Below are 19,115 nucleotides of genomic sequence, written 5' to 3' on the forward strand. Positions count from 1 at the left end.
TAAAATAATCGAACCACAAAGACGCAAAGGACACTAAGGATTTTTTTATAATTAGGAGGTTATATGGAATTATTAAAAAAACGGATTCAATCTGACGGACTGGTCCTAAATGATTCATTACTCAAAGTCGATTCTTTCCTAAACCAACAAATTGATCCTGATCTTATGCTGAAAATAGGTGAAGAGTTTGCTCATCGCTTCCAAGGAGAGCAAATTACTAAAATTTTGACGATTGAATCCTCTGGAATTGCAGTATCTGTGATGGCAGGTTTAGTGCTTAAGATACCAGTGGTTTTTGCAAGAAAGAAAAAATCGGTTACGATCACTGAAGATATATATTATACAAAAGTTTATTCCTTTACGAAACAAGAGAGTAATGACATTATTGTTTCAAAGCAATTCCTGCAAAAGGACGATCATGTGTTAATTATTGATGACTTTTTGGCTAATGGAGAGGCTGCTGCCGGTTTGGCTGAGATTGTCCATCAAGCCAATGCAAAGGTTACTGGAATCGGTATTGTTATTGAAAAATCCTTCCAGCCTGGTGCAAAAAAATTAATGGATGCGGGCTACCGAGTGGAATCCTTAGCCCGCATCGCCTCTTTTTCCAACGGACAGGTTATTTTTCTATAACTATTTATTCTATCTAGTCGCATACTCACTAAAATAAGGTAGTCCATGAGTCTTGTATATAAGACTCATGGACTACCTTATTTTGCTCTTCACCCTTCTAAAAAAGTAACCCCATACCCGCCTTTCGGATAAGAAAAATCAATATTATCACAAATTAAACGACAACCGCCGCATTCGACACACTGTTTATACAGTATGAGAAGTGATTGTTTTTTTTGTGAATTCTCCCTAAATACACCAGAAGGGCAGAAAGTTAAGCATTGTTTATTTTTGCAATCTCGGCAGATTGTTTGGTCTAAAATGGTAACATGCTGCCACTTCTCATCTGGTTGGTAATGAAGTAATGACAGTCGTTCCTGAAGATCGTTATTCATCCCTTGACCACCTTTAGTACTTTCCAAATATCGCTGGCCATTTTAAGTAAAGGTTGGATACTGGTTATTTTTTTGAAGATAAATATACGCTTAGCTTTTTTCGGCATAGTATACACTTTGGCAACATGAAAGGCTGTTTGATTTACTATTTTACTATATAAATCAAACAGATAAGGAAGATCTCGTTGTAAGCTAGCGATTTTTGCATTTGCTTTAAGATCTTGCATAATAAAACTTTCATCAAGCAATGTGCGATATAAGGATAATTTCTCTATGGAGAAATCTCTGCTTTTCTTACTTTCATTAGCGGCTTGGGCAGCGAAAAATCCTGACCACATAGCTAAATTTATGCCATGAGTGCCATTCACTAATGATCCAGCATCACCCAGTATCATCAGACCAGGATGGACAAGTTCGGGAACTGCGTGATAGCCGCCTTCGGGGATGACTGCTGCACCATATTCCAATACGGTTCCGCCAAGCAACAGTGGTTTGATCAAAGGGTGCTTTTTTATACGATCCAAGAGGTCATAAGGCCGAATTCCTGAAATTGCAAAATCAGAAATTGCCATACCTACATTAAGATTAATACAATCTTTAAACGTATGTATGGAACTGGTCCCATTGAAGCCAGCTGTGGGATAACCCAATACTCCGATTAAACTGCCATAACCAGGCAGCAAATTAAACCGTTCCTCAATCACTTTTGCAGGTAGAGCAATGGTTTCTTTGACGTAGAGAGCTAAATCTTGGGGCGATACTCTAGGTACAAGACCAGAACGTTGGCCAACCATTGCATTGGCACCATCAGCTAAAATAATGATATTCGCAAAAAACTGACAATTTTGCGGCGGTGATACTTGAACCCCAACAGCTTGATTATTCTCAAATAAAACTTCTGTAACATGATGATTAAAGTGAATGTCTACGCCTACAGCCATCCCTTTGTCCACAAGCCATTGGTAAAACAATTTACGTTTTACAGTAATATGATTATAAGGGGCAGCTGCCAAATTCGTGCTTTGAAAGGAAGTTGATAATAGCGAATCTTCCGTCATAAGCCAATAGGCCTGCTGCGTTACAATACGTTCGCAGGGACATTCATCCCAGAAATTTGGAAATAGTTTATGAGTATGCTCAGAAATTAATGAGGTACCGCCGCAAACTTTAGCACCTGGAAATGGTCCGCGTTCGAGAAGCAGAACAGTAAGACCTTGTTTAGCCATAAAGTAGGCAGCACTAGCTCCAGCTGGCCCTGCTCCTACTACAATGGCATCATATTTTCCCCTGTTGCTGGTATCATAATGAGCATTGTTATATTTTCCAATTTTTCGCGGTTTTTTAGCCTGATACCAATGTTTTAGCATACAAATTCACCCTTACCATAGTATTTCGCGTCCTTAGCGATACTATTCCGCCGGTAGATATGGATTATTCTCCCACCATTACATAAACTATTGCAAAATTGGCAAAGCTAGACAGAATAATACACCAGGAGGAATAACTCGTTATGCTTTCAAGACGTGAATTTATTCAACTGTGTATGTCAGCAACGGTTGGTATGAGTCTTACAGAATACTTAATTCCCGTCATGCGCAGCACATTTGCGCAAAGTAAAACCACCAAGGCACCAGTAATCTGGCTGGAACTTGGTTCCTGTACTGGAAACTCCGTATCCTTGGAAAACGCCATAAACCCATCCATGGAACAACTACTGTCGGAAATATTGGATGTACGCTATCATTGGCTGCTGAACGTTGCCCAGGGAGATGATCTCACGAAAGCACTAGAAGATACAGTGGAAAAAGAGGCCGGAAATTTTTGGCTCATTGTAGAAGGGTCAGTGATGACAGCAGACAACGGTCGTTATAATGAAATTTTCATGAGGAACGACAAAATGGTGACAGGTATGGAAGCGGTGATGGAGATTGCTGCCAAAGCAAAATATGTAATTTCGGTGGGGGATTGTGCCGCTTTCGGTGGACCTTCAGCAGCCTTTCCCAATCCTGGTGGTGCCAAAGGAGTATGGGAAGTAGTGAAAAGGCAGGTCATCAATATTCCCGGCTGCCCTGCCCACCCAGACTGGATGAGTGGCACCTTTACCCATCTTTTGCTCTATGGGGTGCCAGAACTTGATAGTTATAATCGTCCGCTCCTCTTCTTTAGTAAAACCATTCATGATCTATGCGAGCGTCGTCAACAGTTTGAAGATGGGATCTTTGCCGACTTTCCTGGTGGTCCAGGATGTTTGTATAAAGTCGGCTGTAAAGGTCCAGTTACTCATGCTGATTGCCCTTTGCGACAATGGAACCATGGTGTCAACTGGCCAGTCAAAGCTGGCGCTCCCTGTATTGGTTGCGCCAGTCCTCATTTCCCCGATGGCATGATGCCATTCTACAATCATTTACCAGATATTCCGACTTCGTTTGCTACTTTAAACATCAAAAAGATCAGCGCTGGGCTGGTAGCATTCGGTATTGGAGGAGTTGGCACCCACTTTGCCGCGGCAGTACTAAAAAAACGTATTCATAAACACTATATAAAGGGGACAAAGCCCCTTGAAACGCTGCCACCTGAAACACTAGAACAAGCTAAGCAGGAATTGAATGAATTAACAAAGCAAAAAAATGCCTTGCTTTCCATCACTACAAAATCAGATGTCAAGCAAGCCTTGCGCCATCGCAAATGGTGGCGACGTAAATTAGCTGATTTTTTTTATCCTAAAGACAAAGGTGGAGAATAAGGAGAGATATGACAAAAAAAACAATATTTCCAGTTTCAAGGGTACATGAGCCCCTTCGCGTGGACGTAGAAATACAAAATGGTCAGGTCGTGGAAGCAACAGTAGGCGCTACCTTGTTCCGTGGCTTTGAAAATATGATGATCGGACGCGATCCGCGTGATGCTGCACTATTCACACAGCGCATATGCGGAATTTGTTCAACTGCCCATGCGATCTCGGCTGCCCTTGCCCTTCAGCAAGCTTTCGGTGTGCTACCTACACCAAACGGACAGCATCTTATAAATATGATTTTTGCTGGTGATATTATACAAAATCATATTCGCCATTTTTATCTACTGGTTATTTATGATTACGTCAAAGGCCCAAATATGCCTCCCTACTCTCCACGCCCAGAAGGAGATTATCGTTTGCCCCAAAAACTAAATGAGGAATTAATAACCCATACTAAGGAAGGAATGCTAAAGGCAATGCGTGCCCACGAAATGCTAGCAATATTTGGCGCTAAGATTCCGATGCAGCAGACTATTCTTGTTACAGGTGTTACCGAACAAGCAACTGCTGATCGCATCAGTGCTTATGCAAGTATTTTACATGAACTCATGGAATGGGTGGAAAAAGTTCATCTATATGATGTGGCTGTACTGGCCGATTATTATAAAGATTACTATACCATCGGAAGTTCAAAAGGCAATATGATATCCTACGGCATGTTTCCCCAGCCCATAACTGGCAGAAGGGAATATGCATCGGGCGTCATGCTTGCCAAAGGAGAAGTTCAGGCCCTTGATATCAATAAAATCAGCGAAGATATTAAATACAGTTGGTATCAAGGCGATACAATGCAAAGACCACAGGAAGGAACAACAATACCAGACCGAAATAAAGCAGATGCTTACTCATGGGTAAAAGCCCCTCGTTATGCAGGACAAGCCTTTGAAGGCGGTCCACTAGCAAGAGCCTGGCTAAGCGGCAAGTACCAGCGAGGTACGGGCGTAATGGACCGAATTATAACACGCGCTCAGGAAACATTAAAAATATGCCAGTTGGCAGAAGAATGGCTGGCACAACTTTCTCCAGGTGGGCCAACCCATACCCCATATACATCGGTAATGCAGGGCGAAGGTGTCGGATTAACCGATGCCATGCGCGGCGGCTTAGGTCATTGGCTGCGAATAAAAGATGGTAAAATTGATCATTATCAAATTGTCACACCTACGACTTGGACCTTTTCCCCTCGTGATAATCAAGGACAACGCGGTCCAGTAGAAGAAGCTCTCCTTGGTACACCAGTAGCGAATACAGAGGATTTAGTTGAAGTTGGGCGAGTAATTCGCTCCTTTGATCCCTGTTTTACCTGCGCCGTCCATATGATAGATGCACCTGAAATCCCTACTATGATAATTTAGAATTGGTTTACTAGTCCATTCCACATTTACACTAGTAAATCTTACTATTTCATCATTCATTACTATTAAGGCAGCAAGTCTTTATGCTCATTCTTTGTAGTTTCAAGCTTTACTTCTTTATTAATATATCCCGTAAACATAGCCTGTAAATTGGCTGGGCTTTCCGTAAATACCAGATATAAATGTAAAGGAATAGACGCAGCAAAAAAAATCGCAACGCCAAAATGAAGAATTCGAATGACGTTCAATCCCCCCAACTTCCACTGCAGCCACTGAGAATTTGTGGGAAAGAACAATATGATTCCAGTAATTGCAGCAATGAGTACTGCTAAAAACCATGAGGAAAATACTAGCTTTTGTCCTGGGTTATAACGTCCAAAATTAGGATGACTTTCAGTAATAAAAAAAACATAACGTATAAAGCTAGGCACATTCACCCAATCCCGAGGTAAAAATAAAATTTCAGTGATTTTATTCGTATAAAGATAATAATAAATATGGGCTACTAAATTAACAATAATGATAGAACTAAAAAGCGTATGGGTTTTGCGCACCACTTCCATAGGCAGATGCAGCCAACTCCAAGGAGCATTCATGTACAATCCCGTAAACAGCAATATGATTACTGCCAAAAACATAACCCAGTGAAAAATGCGTATGGGCAGCGAATGCAAAAGCAGCTTCATTTTTAATACTCACTTCCTAGCGTTTTCTCTAAATAAAATCAATCTTTTCAACTAGTTCTTTAATAAGCTATTGCTATTAGCGTCACATAAAAATGAATTTCCAGCAAGTCAAGTCTGGCTAAGATCACCCCCTTCCCCTGACACCACTTTAATGCTCATTATCCTCTTGTTTTTCATGGTCTAATGGTTTGGCTGCTTCCGACTGTAAGACTCGCAAATTCTTTTTTCTCTCATAACGTACGAAAATACCTTCTTGCCACATTTGATAAGCATATATTAAAACACCATCGGTAGTAGCAATTAATGCATTTATAAAAGGAGTGATACCTACCTCATGAAAAATCCCTCTACCGCCAAGGAAATAGACATGAAATAAATATATAAATCCAAAGTTTAGCACTATATCTATTATTATGTATTTCCGAAAATTACCATATAAAAAATGAAAAAGCCAGATAGTAGTGACGCAATTTAATCCGAAAATATGATAAGAAGATGTCCTTAAAGGATAAGTTGTTTCTCCATAAATAAACCACCCTAGACTTTCCCCCGTCTCTACAACTAATACACTAGTAAGCGCAGAGAACAGAGCGACAGGCATAAAACGCTTTATCTCTTCTTTATTCATAAAAAACAAAGTAAGCCATGGCAGAAATAGCATAGACCACATTAATATCTGATTATTCACAGTAAGACCTCCTGAGTTTATATTTACTCATGTAGTTTTACCTGATAAGAGTAGATATACACCTATGAATGAGCATAATTCTAACAAACATTTACATTCAGCAAGATATAGGTCGCCTAGGCGGTAAAGTAAATAAGATTGACGGTTCACGGTAACTAGGCGAACATCGTTTTTCCCAATGCAGGATGCAAAATTTAAAATAAAAGTGCGAATTCCTGTAGGATAGATATAACCTATTTATATTTAATGCGAATTGTCATTTTGTATTTAGGTACTTGTAATATATCAAAACCGACTACGATTAGTTCCCGGTTATTCTGTAACACCGTATTCGCAAGTTCCAGAGGAATGCCTCCTTTGGAAACTGGAACTGGTTGATTTTGTATAGCCGCCAATTCTTGTATAAGCCATTCTTTAGATATCCAGTTTCCCATGTTTTGCGGTGTTTCGTTCAGCCACCTACTCATTTTCGGTAATAACTCCATACTATCCAAGACTGACGTCTCTTTGGGGTAGATAACGCTAACAACATTGGATGTATAACTGTCATGAACGGGATCTATCCGGTATAAACGTATGGAGTTGATGTCAGAAAAGTTTTTCAATAATTCAAAGTCATCTTCTTTTATTTCCGAAACGTTATATACTCCCAAATCTGTAATGGTCTGATCATTCTTACCCCATAGCCGCTCTTGTCGCGCTCTTGATAGTACCCCGATATTTCGCAGCATATCTAAAATTTCTCCCGTACCATCTAAATCGGCCTCCAATGCTCCGGAATAATAACTGAAAGCACCCTGATCCGGAATATAGAACTTCTCAAATTTATTCCGCATAATATTTTCCATGATTTTCCTAGCACTATCTTTATTTTCAGTCGAAGCATCGCTCCATAAAAAATTCGTTAGAATTCTTAATGCACGGAAGGTAGCTAATGACCAGTCGTGCTGTTCAGCTAAATTTTTAGGCATAGGCATGGAAAGCTTCTGCAATGTATTAGCAAACATCGCCTCTTTATATCGCAGAGGAAACTCGGAATGGCGGTTGTTGCCTTGATCATCTACAAACAGTCTCACAATATGAGAAGTAGCTACTAAATCTCCTGAATCTAATAGTTGTCCAGAACTCCTTAATCTGGGACCCCAAAATCCAGTTTTGCTGTCCTGTTTTTCATAAAACCATTGTAAAAGTGCATGTTTCCACTCAGGAGAGAAATCGTATAAATTAACACGTTCCAAGTCGGAAAAATAGACTATTTCAAAAGCCAATATATATGGAGTCTTAGGTAATTTGGATGCAATCCAGCCTGCTGTGGACAGATCATCTAAGTAAGTCTTTAATTTTTCTCCTGTATTCATTTGATCTAAGAAGCTTAGCTGATATCTTAGATGAAGTGGCTGACCTAAATCCTTTGTCAAAAGTTCAAGGTGGTTCACCATATTAAGCGTAGAACCAACATATGTACAAAGAGGATACGAATCGTCCATAAATGCACCTGTCCTGGGGTTTTGCAATCCTAAATAAAATTCTAATTCCTCTTTTTTATCGGCAAACTTTGGAACCTTAATTAGGCCCTCTCTGTTTTTTAATTGCTTATGAAATTGATTGAGCCGGCTAAATGCTGTTATATATTGACCTTTGTCAATATAGTAGACGATTCCGACCATCTTAAATTCAAATTCCCCCATATAATACCCTTCGGCACGAAGCTCACTATTTAATTCAAACATTTCTGGAATCAATGTTAAATTTTTATAGACAAAACTTCCTGAAACAATTAAAACAATTGATATCATGACCGCTATCACAGTGATTAAATACTTTCGGTTGGTGTTCTTTATGATTACAGATATAGACTTAATCATTTCCCTCCCATATTCCATTTTGTTGTTCACTCAACTTCCCGCAGCATTTTTTCTATACTAGTGATACGTATCCGCAGTTCGAAAAGTTCTTCAAGCATTTTTTGTTGATTTTCATTTATTTTCTGTTGTGTTAAGATTGCTTCCTCCGTCAACTTGCGATACGCCTCGTCTCTTGCTATTTCAGCCGTACTCGTAATTCGAATTTGACGCATCTTAAACCATTGCCACGCCAACATTAACATCAGTATCATTCCGGCAACTAAGAAAGTAAATCCATAAATATCAAAGCTTTTCATTCGTTCTCCCCCTCTTCCTCAACAACATCAATAGTAACCTCGCCGAATTCTTTTACATTGATTGCTTTCATCGCTTCCGCAATACTCTCCGGGCTTAAGCAAAGTACAAATGGTGTTACTTCATAATAGTTCATTGCTTTTCCATCCGCCGATAATTCTAGTTTACTTGTTACCAAGCCAGCCTGCTCCAAACGCTTCAAATGCAAATATAGCAATGGTCTACTTATCCTAACCTCACGAGCAAGTTGACTCACATGAATACGCCTGTCGCACAACAATGCTATGATTTGCAAGCGATGCGGATTTGCCAGTGCCTCTAACATTTTAATTAAATCCTCTCTAGAAGGTGATATTGACTGTAATTTTTTTTTTATTTTCTTCCCCTCCAGTTCCCCATCTAAAGAATCCTCTACTTTTTTTAAAAATAAATCATGCAGGCGCAATCCGAAATAAGCTTTCACCTGTAATAAATATATTACAGGTGAAAGCTTATTGTCAATATTATTTTTTTAACCTATAAACATACTACTAACCCGAAGCCACAAAGAACTTCGGGCCACATAAAATTCACGTGAATCTTTTATATTATGTACTAATAATACAGATGAACAGAACTTTATAGTCATATTGACACTCTCTCCTCATTCTTCAGTACTGGCAGCATCTGCAAAGGTTAATAAAAAACCATTGATATCTTGAATGGCAAACTCTTCAGCGCCATAAAATGTCCTGTGTAAATCAAGCACAATGTTTACCCGCTTCTGTACTTTGTTATACAAGCCTTTGACATCTCTGACTTTTATATAGAAAGTGAGCCCGCCACCCATCGGTACATCTTTTAACACTGGATATTCCCCAATTATATTTTCCCTTTCCTGAAACATAAAACTAACATCGCCGTGTTGTACCATAGCCCAATTAAATACGCCTTCTTGGGGAACTGACATAACTAGCTCAAATCCTAAAATCTCCTGATAGAAGTTCACTGTTTCGTTCACATTATCAACCATCAAATTGGGAGTTAATTGTTTCAATCGAATCATTCCTTTCCACCTATTAATAACCGTTTTGTAGGCATAAAACTTCATCAGCCTTAAGCCGATTCCTAAACTTATTTAATCGCATTTTATAATATTTCTTAGTAGCTGTATTGTAAAAATCGGACATAAACCATTATTTAGCTACTTGAGTCGGTGTAATACCAGTAAAAGCTTTAAATTCGCTAATAAAATGAGCTTGATCGTGATATCCACTCTCCACTGCCAGAGAACTCCAATTTACATTATCAGCTAAAATTATATTTCGCAAGGCATTTTGAAATCTAATAATTCTAGTAAACTCCTTTGGGGATAAGCCAATCCACTGCTTGAACAGCCGATTCAACTGCCGCTCACTTACATACTGGCCTTGAGCCATTTTTTTTATTTCCATATTTCCTTTAGCGCTAAAAATATTTGCTAAAGAATTCATAATAACTGTATTTTGTCCCCACTCAACAAAGCTCCTAAGAAAAAATGCATCTAAATACTTAATTTTTTCGTAAAGGCTGTTCTTAGAAAGAAAAATCGCAGCCAATCCCTTTTCGAGATTCTTGGATACATTTTTGAAGTCAACCTTTAAATCTGTGAAATCATCCAAATCATTCCTAAAAAAAGAATATGCTCCTCCAGGATTAAATCGAATGGCATAAATTTGTTTTTTGGAAAAGTCCGGTGAAGTAATAATTGGCTTGGACATCATACCAACAATGAAACAATTATAGTCATTAGTTTGTTTGTCTACTTCAAAAATAATATCTAGGCAACCATCGGGAACAATTATTTCTTGTTTTACACTATCTATACGTTGCTCAAGGCTATACAGCGTCGGGGACACCCAATAACAATTTATAATCTGGCGAAGCTCCTTGCAAGGCTGGTACTCAGAATATAACCTTCTATCCTTAGTAAACATAGCGAGGAGCATAGGTTTAAAGTCAATAAATATACTTTTTTTCATAAAACAACTCCACTATATTTTTTATATCTGTAATTTAAATATAATTACATTTTAAGAAAGGAAAATCCTTCAAAGGCGTAATTAGAGCAACATTAGAATGATTTTTCTGTTCCAATTTTGCAAATATGGAACAATGTCATTAACGGCATATGAAAATTCCCCGCTTCGGCAGAAATTCTCTCTATGGAGGAGAGAATTATGCTAAAGGGTGGGGATTTTTATTTACAAAACAAAGACGCCTTTTTATCTTGTTTTACATATTATGATAGTGAATACCAATTGATTAGGGATTAGCCTTATTATATCAATTCTTTATCGATAAGGGTGAAATAAAATGAACATGGGAAAATACCGAAAAAGGAAAGGAGCGGGACTTACTGCTGTTCCCGGCATTCTAGTAGGAAACGCTGAAGACAAGAGTGGCCGTACTGGATGCACGGTCATTCTCTGTCCGGCTGGGGCAGTTCCCGGCGTATCCGTAAGTGGAGGTGACCCCAGCACCCAGAATACCGATGTCATCCGTCCTGGCACCGCAGAAAATCCTGTATATGGCGTTCTCCTCACCGGCGGCAGTGTGTTCGGGCTACCGGCGTCAGGCGGGGTGATGCACTGGCTTGTAGAACAAGGGATCGACGATGTACCTATTGTTCCTGCGGCGGTCATCTACGACCTTTCCTTTGCCGAAGGCTCACCCCCGCCTGATGCAGCCCTCGCCTACGCCGCCTGCCAGGCGGCAAATGCGGGTCCTGTGCCGGAAGGAAATGTGGGCGCCGGGGCGGGAGCGACGGCGGGGAAAATCTACGGGAGGCCGATGAAATCAGGACTGGGCACCGCCTCTCTTTGCATTCCCGGCGGCCCTGTGGTAGCAGCCCTAGCGGTGGTCAATCCCGTCGGAGATGTATGGTGTGGAGATCGTATCGTCGTCGGGGCGCTAAATCCCGATGGAACCTTTGTCAATCAGACCCGGGCGATGCTGGCCGGTATACCGGCACCGAAGTCAAGCCAAACCAGGAACACTACAATCGCGCTAGTGGCTACCACCGCGCGGTTGACTAAGGCAGAGGCCAACCGGGTGGCAGAACTCGCCGAAGACGGAATGGCCCGGGCCATTTCACCCGATCATACGCAGTGGGACGGTGACACCATCTTCTGCCTCGCCCTGGGTTCATACACCAGCAACCTGACGAGCGACGAACTCGTCACACTGTTGGGCACAGCCGCCGCGGTAGTGTTGGAGGAGGCCATAATCCGGGGGGCATTGGCGGCGCAAGAATCAAGAGCATACACCAAGTAGGACCTCAATCATTGCTCATTATCCTCTTGTCTTTCATGGTCTAGTGGTTTGGCTACTTCTGACTGTAAGATTTGCAAATTCTTTGTTCTCTCAGTTCTTTCATAACGAACGAAAATACCTTCTTGCCACATTTGATAAGCATATACTAAAGCACCAACGGTAGTAGTAATTAATACATTTATAAAAGGAGTTATACCTACCTCATGAAAAATTCCTCTACTGCCAAGGAAATAGACATGAAAAAAATATATAAATCCAAAGTTTAGCACTACATCTATTATTATGTATTTCCGAAAGTTACCATAAACAAAGTGAAAAAGCCAGATAGTAGTGACGCAATTTAATCCGAAGATATGATAAGAAGGTGTCCTTAAAGGATAAGTTGTTTCTCCATAAATAAACCACCCTAGACTTTCCCCCATCTCTACAGCGAATACACTAGTAAGTGCAGAAAATAGAGCGACAGGCATAAAACGCTTTATCTCTTCTTTCTTCATAAAAAACAAAGTAAGCCATGGCAGAAATAGCATAGACCACATTAATATCTGATTATTCACAGCAAGACCTCCTGTAGTTATATTTACTCATGTAGTTTTACCTGATAAGAGTAGATATACACCTATAAATGAGCATAATTCTAACAAACATTTACATTCAGCAAGATATAGCTCGCCTAGGCGGTAAACCAAATAAAATTGGCAGTTCACGGTAACTAGGAGGATTTGTTACTCAAAGATAACCCAAAGTCTTATAAGGACTTTGGGTTATCTTCTTTACCTATTCAAAATTTTGATGTGCACCATAAGCTTTTGCTTCACGCGTGTTGTGATTTATCTTAATCCCCAATAGCTACTTACTTTTTCTTTCCATACATAGCTGTATTTATCTACTAGGTCACAAGCACGCAATGGTCTTCTACCTGTCAATTTTTCAACTGTATCTGTTATAATTGCCATTAAACCATCTCTAATACTTGATTCGTTAGTTACCATGTCATTACTGCACCATGGAACAGGTGATTTTGAATAATCTCCATGTGAATCACGAGGAATATATATTAAATCCAAATATTTATAAAATTCATCATTATTAACTATCACATATTCATAATCAATACCTGATGCTTCATTAATCATCTTACAGATTTCACGCTGGCTGATCAATTCTCCACCCGTTACATCATAGTCCTTATTATGCTCTCCTTTACCTAATAATAATGCAGCAGCAACACGAGCACTATCATCTTTTGCAATAAATGTTGCTTTTCCATCACTTGCTGTAGTTATCCACTTGTTGTCGCTTATGTTAGCTAGCATAACAGAATTCGTTAAGTAGTTTTCCATATAAAGGTTATTTCTCATAATATTATAATCTACGCCAGTCTCTCGTAAATATTTTTCTGTTTCTGTATGATCTGGCAATACATATTGAGTGTACCCTTCACGATTAGCACCTAAGAATGATGTGTATGTAATATGGCTTACCCCAGCTGCAATAGCAGCATCAATTACATTTTTATGTTGCTGTACACGTTCTGGTCCAATAATTACACCAGATACAATATAAATACGATCTCCGCCTTTAAAGGCTTCTGTCATTTGCTCCTTGTTATCATAGTTTGCTTCTCTCAATGCAACACCTTGTTTTTCCCAAGCCTCTGCCTTCTCTTTTGATAACCGATTTAAAAGGGGACATGTAAAGATTAATTGTTCTCCTGATACCTCATTCAGTATGTTAGCTGCTACTCTTCCACCTAATTGCCCATCTGCTCCTGTAACAATATAGCGCATATTTTTCCCTCCTGCCTATTTTTTATTAAAGATATTAAACAAATAATGCAATAAGTTACTAATTGAGCTTAAACCATTATAGTATAATAACTCTCCCTTTATTTATTACTAATCTTAACGCTTTTCTGTTTGGAACGGAAATTGAAATATGTTATTATTAATAAACAATTTCTATAAGTACAGGAGGACAGTCAACATGCATATTAAACAACTCGGATGTTTTGTTCATCTAGCTGAAACTCTTAATTTTTCCAGAACTGCAGAATCTTTATATATCACTCAACCTACTGTTACCCATCAGATTAATACTCTGGAAGATGAACTTAAATTAAAATTATTTATTAGAACAAAGAGAAAAGTAGAACTTACCCCAGCAGGGATTTCCTTCTATAATGATATAAAAGATATTCTAACAAGAACAAACATAGCAATAGCAAAAGCAAAAAACTACTCTAAGGCATTTGAATCTAATTTATCAGTTTGTTATGACGGAAATATCGAGGTAAAATACCTTCCAAATATATTAGATACCTGCAGGGAAAGATATCCTCACGTACATTTTTATTTAAAAATAGCTGATTATAAAGAAAAAAGAAATCTATTTACAAATTATAATTTCGATTTGATTTTTACTGTCAAAGAAAGTATTGAAGATTTATCAGAGGTTGGTTACGCAGAACTTTTTATTGGAAGATTTGTCTGTGTGGTACCTAAAGACCATCCATTATCTTGCAAAACTATTATTAAAATGGCTGAATTACAGGATCAGTCCCTTATTCTACTAGATCCTTTAAAATGTCCCTCTGAAATGGCACGTGTACAAAAGGATATCCAGATAAAATGCCCTAATGCCACTGTTTATTTTGGTGACAGTGCCCTCATCGCTTATACCATGATTAAAGGAAGACTGGGCATAGCGGTGATGCCAAACTTTGTATGTCCAGAAGATTCTCAACTATCCATCATTCCCCTGGATGTAAGAAATTTAATTTCTTATGGAATTGCATGGCATAAGAACAATGAAAGGAATGAAATAAAAGGTTTCGTTGAAATTACGAAGCAAATTTACAAAACATCATAAAGGAAATCTCCAAAAACTAGATTTCAATCCCACATAAAAAGATAATCCGAAGTCCTGATAGACTTCGGATTATCTTTTTTAAAAATTTTTAGCGTTTTAATGCATTTCTCCATTAGCCTTAGTTTCTTCCGTTATCGCCTGTTTGCCACGTTTAATCGCTTCTCTAACCATGGAGCCAACTTCCCTGTCGTTACATCGCTCCAACGAGATGTATCTGAATAACTCTTTTCTTAAATTACTCTTCTTCAACCCTCGTTATCCATTCATCAACTAAACAGTTAAATACTTCTACTTGTTCCAACTGCAAATTATGTCCTGCTTTATCTAATACAGCAAAAGTTGCCCTTGGATAGTTATCCAATATGCTCCATGTATCTTTATAGCCAACACTGGCATCTTGCCGCCCTAAGAGAAATAGGGTAGGTTTGGTAAAGGTCTCGTTCAGTGTATCTTCAAAAGAAAACTTTGCCTTAAGCTTTCGTAGAAAGCCAAAATCCGCCAAGTTTATACCAGATAAAATTTCATCCCGATATCTCCGCCAAATGTCCACATTTTGCACAACATGCATCGCATCAAATGCTTTGGCATCCAGTGGGTCCAGCTTTGCCAGCAAATCGTCATCTCTTTTTAAAACAACATGTGACGGAACATCTCTGTTTTCCTTCCCATCCAAAATCTTCGGACATAATAAAAACAGTCCATCAATCCGATGAGCCAGCTTATAAACGATTCCTCTGGATAAATATCCACCATAGGATTCACCTGCAAGTAAAAAATTTTCACCAGGAATGGTCATGTCTATAAAATCCAAAAGAATATCCAGAACAACATCCGAACTGTTCACCCAGTCTTTACCCTTTGTTTTTCCCATACCTGGCAAGTCGATGTATATCCTTTTGTACCCAACCCTTTTTTCAAAAACAGGTTCCATACATCCCGTCATTAATCTGTGATCTGGAGAGTAACCATGCAACATAATTACTGGTTTACCATCACCATATACTTCATAATTTACTGCTACATCTTTCACACTACATTTCATTCTTTTTCTCTCCTTTATTATTAGACATCTAACTATATGGCTAATAAATACTCATTTAAAGATTATTCATCTAGATTTCGATTTATTTTTCCTAATACTGCTTCAATAAATTCAGCTTCTTTGTCTGATAAATCTTTATACACAATAGCATTCATCTTTTCGGAAATCTCCATAAAACTAGGTTTCAATCCTAATCCCTTCTCTGTTAATTCAACAAATGTAACTCGACTATCCTCATTACTTTTTATTTTGGTTACATAACCAAAATCTACAAGCTTATCAATTAATACAGTCACTGTTGGTTTTGTTCTATGTATTTTTTCGGCTAAATCCTTCATAGTATACTTCTCACCATTGAGGAGATTCACCAAAATATCCCCATGAGAAGGAACGATACCATCAATCCCATGAGCTTCAAGTTCTCGGATAATAAGCCTGTGCGCTTTTTCTGTGATTCGGCTCGCAAGAGCAATTACGTTTTTGTGTTTCATAATTTTATTTTAATTAGATATCTAACGATTGTCAAGTATAGTAATCAAATAACTTCCATCCTATTTTTACTGTTATGGCACCAATAGCGCAAAAAAGATAATCCGAAGTCCTTGTAGAGCTTCGGATTATCTTTTTAAATTATTTAGCGTTTTGATGTATTTCTCCATTAGCCTTAGCTTCTTCCGCCATCACTTGCTCACCGCGTTTTATAGCCTCACGTACCATAGATCCGACTTCACCGGTAGTAACATCGCTCCAATCGTGGTCTTCAACTTTTTCCCCAAAACCAAGATCATGAGCTAATTTATATTTCGATTCTTCTGACATAACTTTTCCCATTACGCCACCTCCAGTAATGATTTTTGGAAGCCTATATATATTATTTGCCGATATATTGAAAGCTATTCATTTTAAAAAAGGTTATTCAGTTACTTCACACTAATGAGGTGTTATGCTACTGCTGCTGTTATTATCTATTCTCTAACTTGTCTTTCGGCCTTCTCAGAGGCTCTATCTCAAACTGGCAATTACAAGCACCAATAGTAATTCCAGGCTTGTTTTTACCATGAAAATCACTTCCGCAGGTAATGAAAAGGCTTTCTTCTGTTGCTTTTTTATAAAAAAATTCGATCTGACCGGGAGTGTGGTAATTGCTAAAAACCTCTATACCCATAACCCCTTCTTGAATGATGTCATCAAGCATATCCATCTTGTCTTTTAAGTTATCACCAGGATGCGCAATAATAGGAATACCATTACTATTTTTCACTAGCTCTATTGCCTCTTTCAGCTGCAAATACTGCAACGGAACATGCGCAATTTTGCCTTGAGCGAAAAAATCCCGATAAAAATTTAGATAGGGCATATCACTCCTTTCGCCACCTTCTAAATATGGTCTCAACATAGGGTTTTTCTTAGCATTTTCTTTGTGAAGCAGGACTTCGCCAATCAATTCGCCACACGGTACTTTACCAGCAGCTTCCTTCAATATTTCATCTTCATCAGCAACAATTCCAGCAGCTCTTAATTTACGAATCATTTTAGGAAAGGCCGCCATCTCCTGATTATATAAGTTTTCTTCCAGATCGATAAATTCTTTTCTCTTCCAGTCAATAAAATAGCCTAATAAATGAAGATTAACGGAATGATACGAGCAATCAATTTCAATACCGGGAATTACGTCTATATTCAACTGATTCCCATAATGAATTGCAGCTTCTATGCCTTTCACACTATTATGATCCGTTATGGCAATCGTGTTCAACCCCTGTCTTTTACTAATGTCCAAAATTTCTTGGACTTCCAATTCACCATCGGCACTATGATTGGAATGAATATGCAAATCAATTTTATTCATCAAAACCCACTCCTTTTTCCAAATATATCTTACCGTTAGACTCAAGATAACCCACTGGTTTTAGATAAAAGGTTATAATCATATTTTGATACTCTTTTCCTACCTGAACAGAGTGAATTTACAAAATGTTACAGCCGCGTTATGATTTAGCGACAACACGCGAACTGGCTGCCACAATTAGCAGCATTGCGGCGACAATCAAAAAAGCGAAGGAAAGACTCGTTATATGAGCAATAGCACCAATGAGTGCCGGCCCCACCAGAATACCTGAATAACCAAGAGTAGTAACAGCTGATACTGCCAAGTTTGCCGGCATAACTTTCTGTCGGCCTAGTACGGAATACAATACTGGCACAATATTGGAGGCCCCTAACCCGACTAGCCCAAAACCAATAAGAGAGGCGATCCAAGTTGGAATGAATATAGCAATGGCAATTCCTGAAGCTGCGCAGATTCCCCCGAATATAAGTATCTGTTTTCCTCCAAATTTTTGAACAATACGATCACCACTTAACCTGCCTATCATCATCGTGACTGAAAACAAGGAGTAACCAAGTCCCGCTTGAGAAAAATCAACCCCTCTCAGAGAAGTCAAAAATACGGCACTCCAATCCAACATTGATCCTTCTGCAAGAAAAACAATGAAGCATAAAAATCCTATGAAAAGGACAATTCCTTTAGGAAGAACAAACAGCGGTCCATCCTTCTCTTCCGTTCCATATGGCAGCAAGTGCCTTCCGAACGTTAATAAGAGTCCTACAATCACCACTATGACACATAATACCGCTACTAGTGGTGATACACCCATCCAAAGAAGACCACTAACACCACCTGCTCCAACAAAACCACCAACACTCCACAGCCCATGAAATCCAGACATCATTGCTTTACCACTGGCTTTCTCGACAATCACAGCCTGGATATTGACTACCACATCGACAGCACCAATAGCAGCACCGAAGATCAGCAGTACAATCACGAGTGCTGGAACGCTTGCGGCTATCGCAAGAAATGGTAAAGAAGCACATATAAGTACAGTAGCAGCCCCAATCATTAACCGACAACCAAAACGCGCAGCAAGTGCACCAGCAATGGGCATAGTAATAATAGATCCTGCTCCTAAACACAGCAAAAGAAGTCCCAGAACACCCTCATCAATACCAAGACGCTCCTTAGCATAGGGAATAAGAGGTGCCCATGCTGCGATCCCGAATCCAGCAATAAAAAATGCTACCCGTGTGGAAATCTGCTGCAACGGACCTGGTACAGGATACTTAGAAAATGAGCAGTCACCTGACTGCCCTTTGGACTCATTTTTAGTCAGGGCACGCTGAACTATAAAGCTCTCATTCATTTTATCCATTTAATTA

Annotated in this window: 21 protein-coding genes; 5 read left to right on the forward strand and 16 right to left on the reverse strand. The window is 39.0% G+C overall.

What is annotated here, in order from left to right; all coding sequences use genetic code 11:
- Nucleotides 1–63 precede the first annotated feature (63 nt).
- A complete protein-coding gene (locus JBW_RS14965) occupies nt 64–633 on the forward strand; it encodes a xanthine phosphoribosyltransferase (RefSeq protein WP_007957863.1) in 570 nt (189 codons plus the stop codon).
- Between the two features lie 89 nt (nt 634–722).
- Here JBW_RS14965 and JBW_RS14970 read toward each other — a convergent pair whose 3' ends face one another.
- Together JBW_RS14970 and JBW_RS14975 are read right to left on the reverse strand one after the other, a co-directional pair.
- The gene (locus tag JBW_RS14970; protein WP_007957865.1) at nt 723–1,007 is read right to left on the reverse strand and encodes a ferredoxin family protein; all 285 of its coding nucleotides are present in this window, start codon (nt 1,005–1,007) and stop codon (nt 723–725) included.
- Nucleotides 1,004–2,374 carry an FAD-dependent oxidoreductase gene (locus tag JBW_RS14975; RefSeq protein WP_007957867.1) on the reverse strand — a complete coding sequence of 457 codons (1,371 nt, stop codon included), beginning with the start codon at nt 2,372–2,374 and terminating at the stop codon, nt 1,004–1,006. Before JBW_RS14975 ends, JBW_RS14970 begins: the two co-directional genes overlap by 4 nt.
- A gap of 143 nt (nt 2,375–2,517) precedes the next feature.
- On the opposite strand from JBW_RS14975, the gene JBW_RS14980 reads away from it, so the two are divergent.
- Complete coding sequence (locus JBW_RS14980) at nt 2,518–3,750, forward strand: hydrogenase small subunit (RefSeq protein WP_007957870.1); 1,233 nt, start codon at nt 2,518–2,520, stop codon at nt 3,748–3,750.
- An 8-nt stretch (nt 3,751–3,758) separates the two neighbouring features.
- Complete coding sequence (locus tag JBW_RS14985) at nt 3,759–5,156, forward strand: nickel-dependent hydrogenase large subunit (RefSeq protein WP_007957871.1); 1,398 nt, start codon at nt 3,759–3,761, stop codon at nt 5,154–5,156.
- A gap of 65 nt (nt 5,157–5,221) precedes the next feature.
- Here the strand turns inward: JBW_RS14985 and JBW_RS14990 are convergent, their stop codons facing one another.
- The 7 genes from JBW_RS14990 to JBW_RS15020 all read right to left on the reverse strand — a co-directional run bounded on the left by JBW_RS14990 (nt 5,222) and on the right by JBW_RS15020 (nt 10,689).
- Nucleotides 5,222–5,842, reverse strand: coding sequence for a cytochrome b/b6 domain-containing protein (locus tag JBW_RS14990; protein ID WP_007957872.1), 621 nt, complete (start codon nt 5,840–5,842; stop codon nt 5,222–5,224).
- 148 nt (nt 5,843–5,990) lie between these two features.
- Nucleotides 5,991–6,530, reverse strand: a complete 540-nt coding sequence (locus JBW_RS25765; protein ID WP_007957873.1) for a hypothetical protein — start codon at nt 6,528–6,530, stop codon at nt 5,991–5,993.
- Between the two features lie 233 nt (nt 6,531–6,763).
- Nucleotides 6,764–8,395 carry a hypothetical protein gene (locus JBW_RS23825; protein WP_052697337.1) on the reverse strand — a complete coding sequence of 544 codons (1,632 nt, stop codon included), beginning with the start codon at nt 8,393–8,395 and terminating at the stop codon, nt 6,764–6,766.
- A 26-nt stretch (nt 8,396–8,421) separates the two neighbouring features.
- Nucleotides 8,422–8,691, reverse strand: coding sequence for a hypothetical protein (locus JBW_RS15005; RefSeq protein WP_007957875.1), 270 nt, complete (start codon nt 8,689–8,691; stop codon nt 8,422–8,424).
- Nucleotides 8,688–9,152, reverse strand: a complete 465-nt coding sequence (locus tag JBW_RS15010; RefSeq protein ID WP_007957876.1) for an ArsR/SmtB family transcription factor — start codon at nt 9,150–9,152, stop codon at nt 8,688–8,690. Before JBW_RS15010 ends, JBW_RS15005 begins: the two co-directional genes overlap by 4 nt.
- Nucleotides 9,153–9,332: 180 nt before the next feature.
- Nucleotides 9,333–9,734 carry a VOC family protein gene (locus JBW_RS15015; RefSeq protein WP_007957880.1) on the reverse strand — a complete coding sequence of 134 codons (402 nt, stop codon included), beginning with the start codon at nt 9,732–9,734 and terminating at the stop codon, nt 9,333–9,335.
- Nucleotides 9,735–9,864: 130 nt separating this feature from the next.
- Nucleotides 9,865–10,689 carry a helix-turn-helix domain-containing protein gene (locus tag JBW_RS15020; protein WP_007957882.1) on the reverse strand — a complete coding sequence of 275 codons (825 nt, stop codon included), beginning with the start codon at nt 10,687–10,689 and terminating at the stop codon, nt 9,865–9,867.
- A 334-nt stretch (nt 10,690–11,023) separates the two neighbouring features.
- Between JBW_RS15020 and JBW_RS15025 the strand changes: the two genes are divergently transcribed.
- Nucleotides 11,024–11,983 (forward strand): P1 family peptidase, encoded by a 960-nt coding sequence (locus JBW_RS15025; RefSeq protein WP_007957886.1) that lies wholly within the window; start codon nt 11,024–11,026, stop codon nt 11,981–11,983.
- A gap of 8 nt (nt 11,984–11,991) precedes the next feature.
- Here JBW_RS15025 and JBW_RS25770 read toward each other — a convergent pair whose 3' ends face one another.
- On the reverse strand, nt 11,992–12,540 hold the full coding sequence (locus tag JBW_RS25770) for a hypothetical protein (protein WP_007957888.1): 549 nt from the start codon (nt 12,538–12,540) through the stop codon (nt 11,992–11,994).
- Nucleotides 12,541–12,813: 273 nt separating this feature from the next.
- A complete protein-coding gene (locus JBW_RS15035; RefSeq protein ID WP_007957890.1) occupies nt 12,814–13,773 on the reverse strand; it encodes an NmrA family NAD(P)-binding protein in 960 nt (319 codons plus the stop codon).
- 196 nt (nt 13,774–13,969) lie between these two features.
- Here JBW_RS15035 and JBW_RS15040 point away from each other — a divergent pair, with 196 nt between their 5' ends.
- The gene (locus JBW_RS15040) at nt 13,970–14,854 is read left to right on the forward strand and encodes a LysR family transcriptional regulator (RefSeq protein ID WP_007957892.1); all 885 of its coding nucleotides are present in this window, start codon (nt 13,970–13,972) and stop codon (nt 14,852–14,854) included.
- A 235-nt stretch (nt 14,855–15,089) separates the two neighbouring features.
- On the opposite strand, the gene JBW_RS15045 is transcribed toward JBW_RS15040, so the two are convergent.
- The 5 genes from JBW_RS15045 to JBW_RS15065 form a co-directional block, all read right to left on the reverse strand.
- Nucleotides 15,090–15,896: an alpha/beta fold hydrolase gene (locus JBW_RS15045; RefSeq protein ID WP_007957894.1), complete on the reverse strand. Its 807-nt coding sequence runs from the start codon at nt 15,894–15,896 to the stop codon at nt 15,090–15,092.
- 62 nt (nt 15,897–15,958) lie between these two features.
- Nucleotides 15,959–16,387: a MarR family winged helix-turn-helix transcriptional regulator gene (locus JBW_RS15050; protein ID WP_007957896.1), complete on the reverse strand. Its 429-nt coding sequence runs from the start codon at nt 16,385–16,387 to the stop codon at nt 15,959–15,961.
- A 139-nt stretch (nt 16,388–16,526) separates the two neighbouring features.
- The gene (locus JBW_RS15055; protein WP_235333792.1) at nt 16,527–16,715 is read right to left on the reverse strand and encodes a small, acid-soluble spore protein, alpha/beta type; all 189 of its coding nucleotides are present in this window, start codon (nt 16,713–16,715) and stop codon (nt 16,527–16,529) included.
- Nucleotides 16,716–16,857: 142 nt separating this feature from the next.
- Nucleotides 16,858–17,745, reverse strand: a complete 888-nt coding sequence (locus JBW_RS15060; RefSeq protein ID WP_007957899.1) for a PHP domain-containing protein — start codon at nt 17,743–17,745, stop codon at nt 16,858–16,860.
- Between the two features lie 139 nt (nt 17,746–17,884).
- Nucleotides 17,885–19,108 (reverse strand): MFS transporter, encoded by a 1,224-nt coding sequence (locus tag JBW_RS15065; RefSeq protein ID WP_007957901.1) that lies wholly within the window; start codon nt 19,106–19,108, stop codon nt 17,885–17,887.
- Nucleotides 19,109–19,115 lie beyond the last annotated feature (7 nt).

Origin of the sequence: Pelosinus fermentans JBW45 (genome assembly GCF_000271665.2) — a bacterium.
GTDB lineage: Bacteria > Bacillota > Negativicutes > DSM-13327 > DSM-13327 > Pelosinus > Pelosinus baikalensis.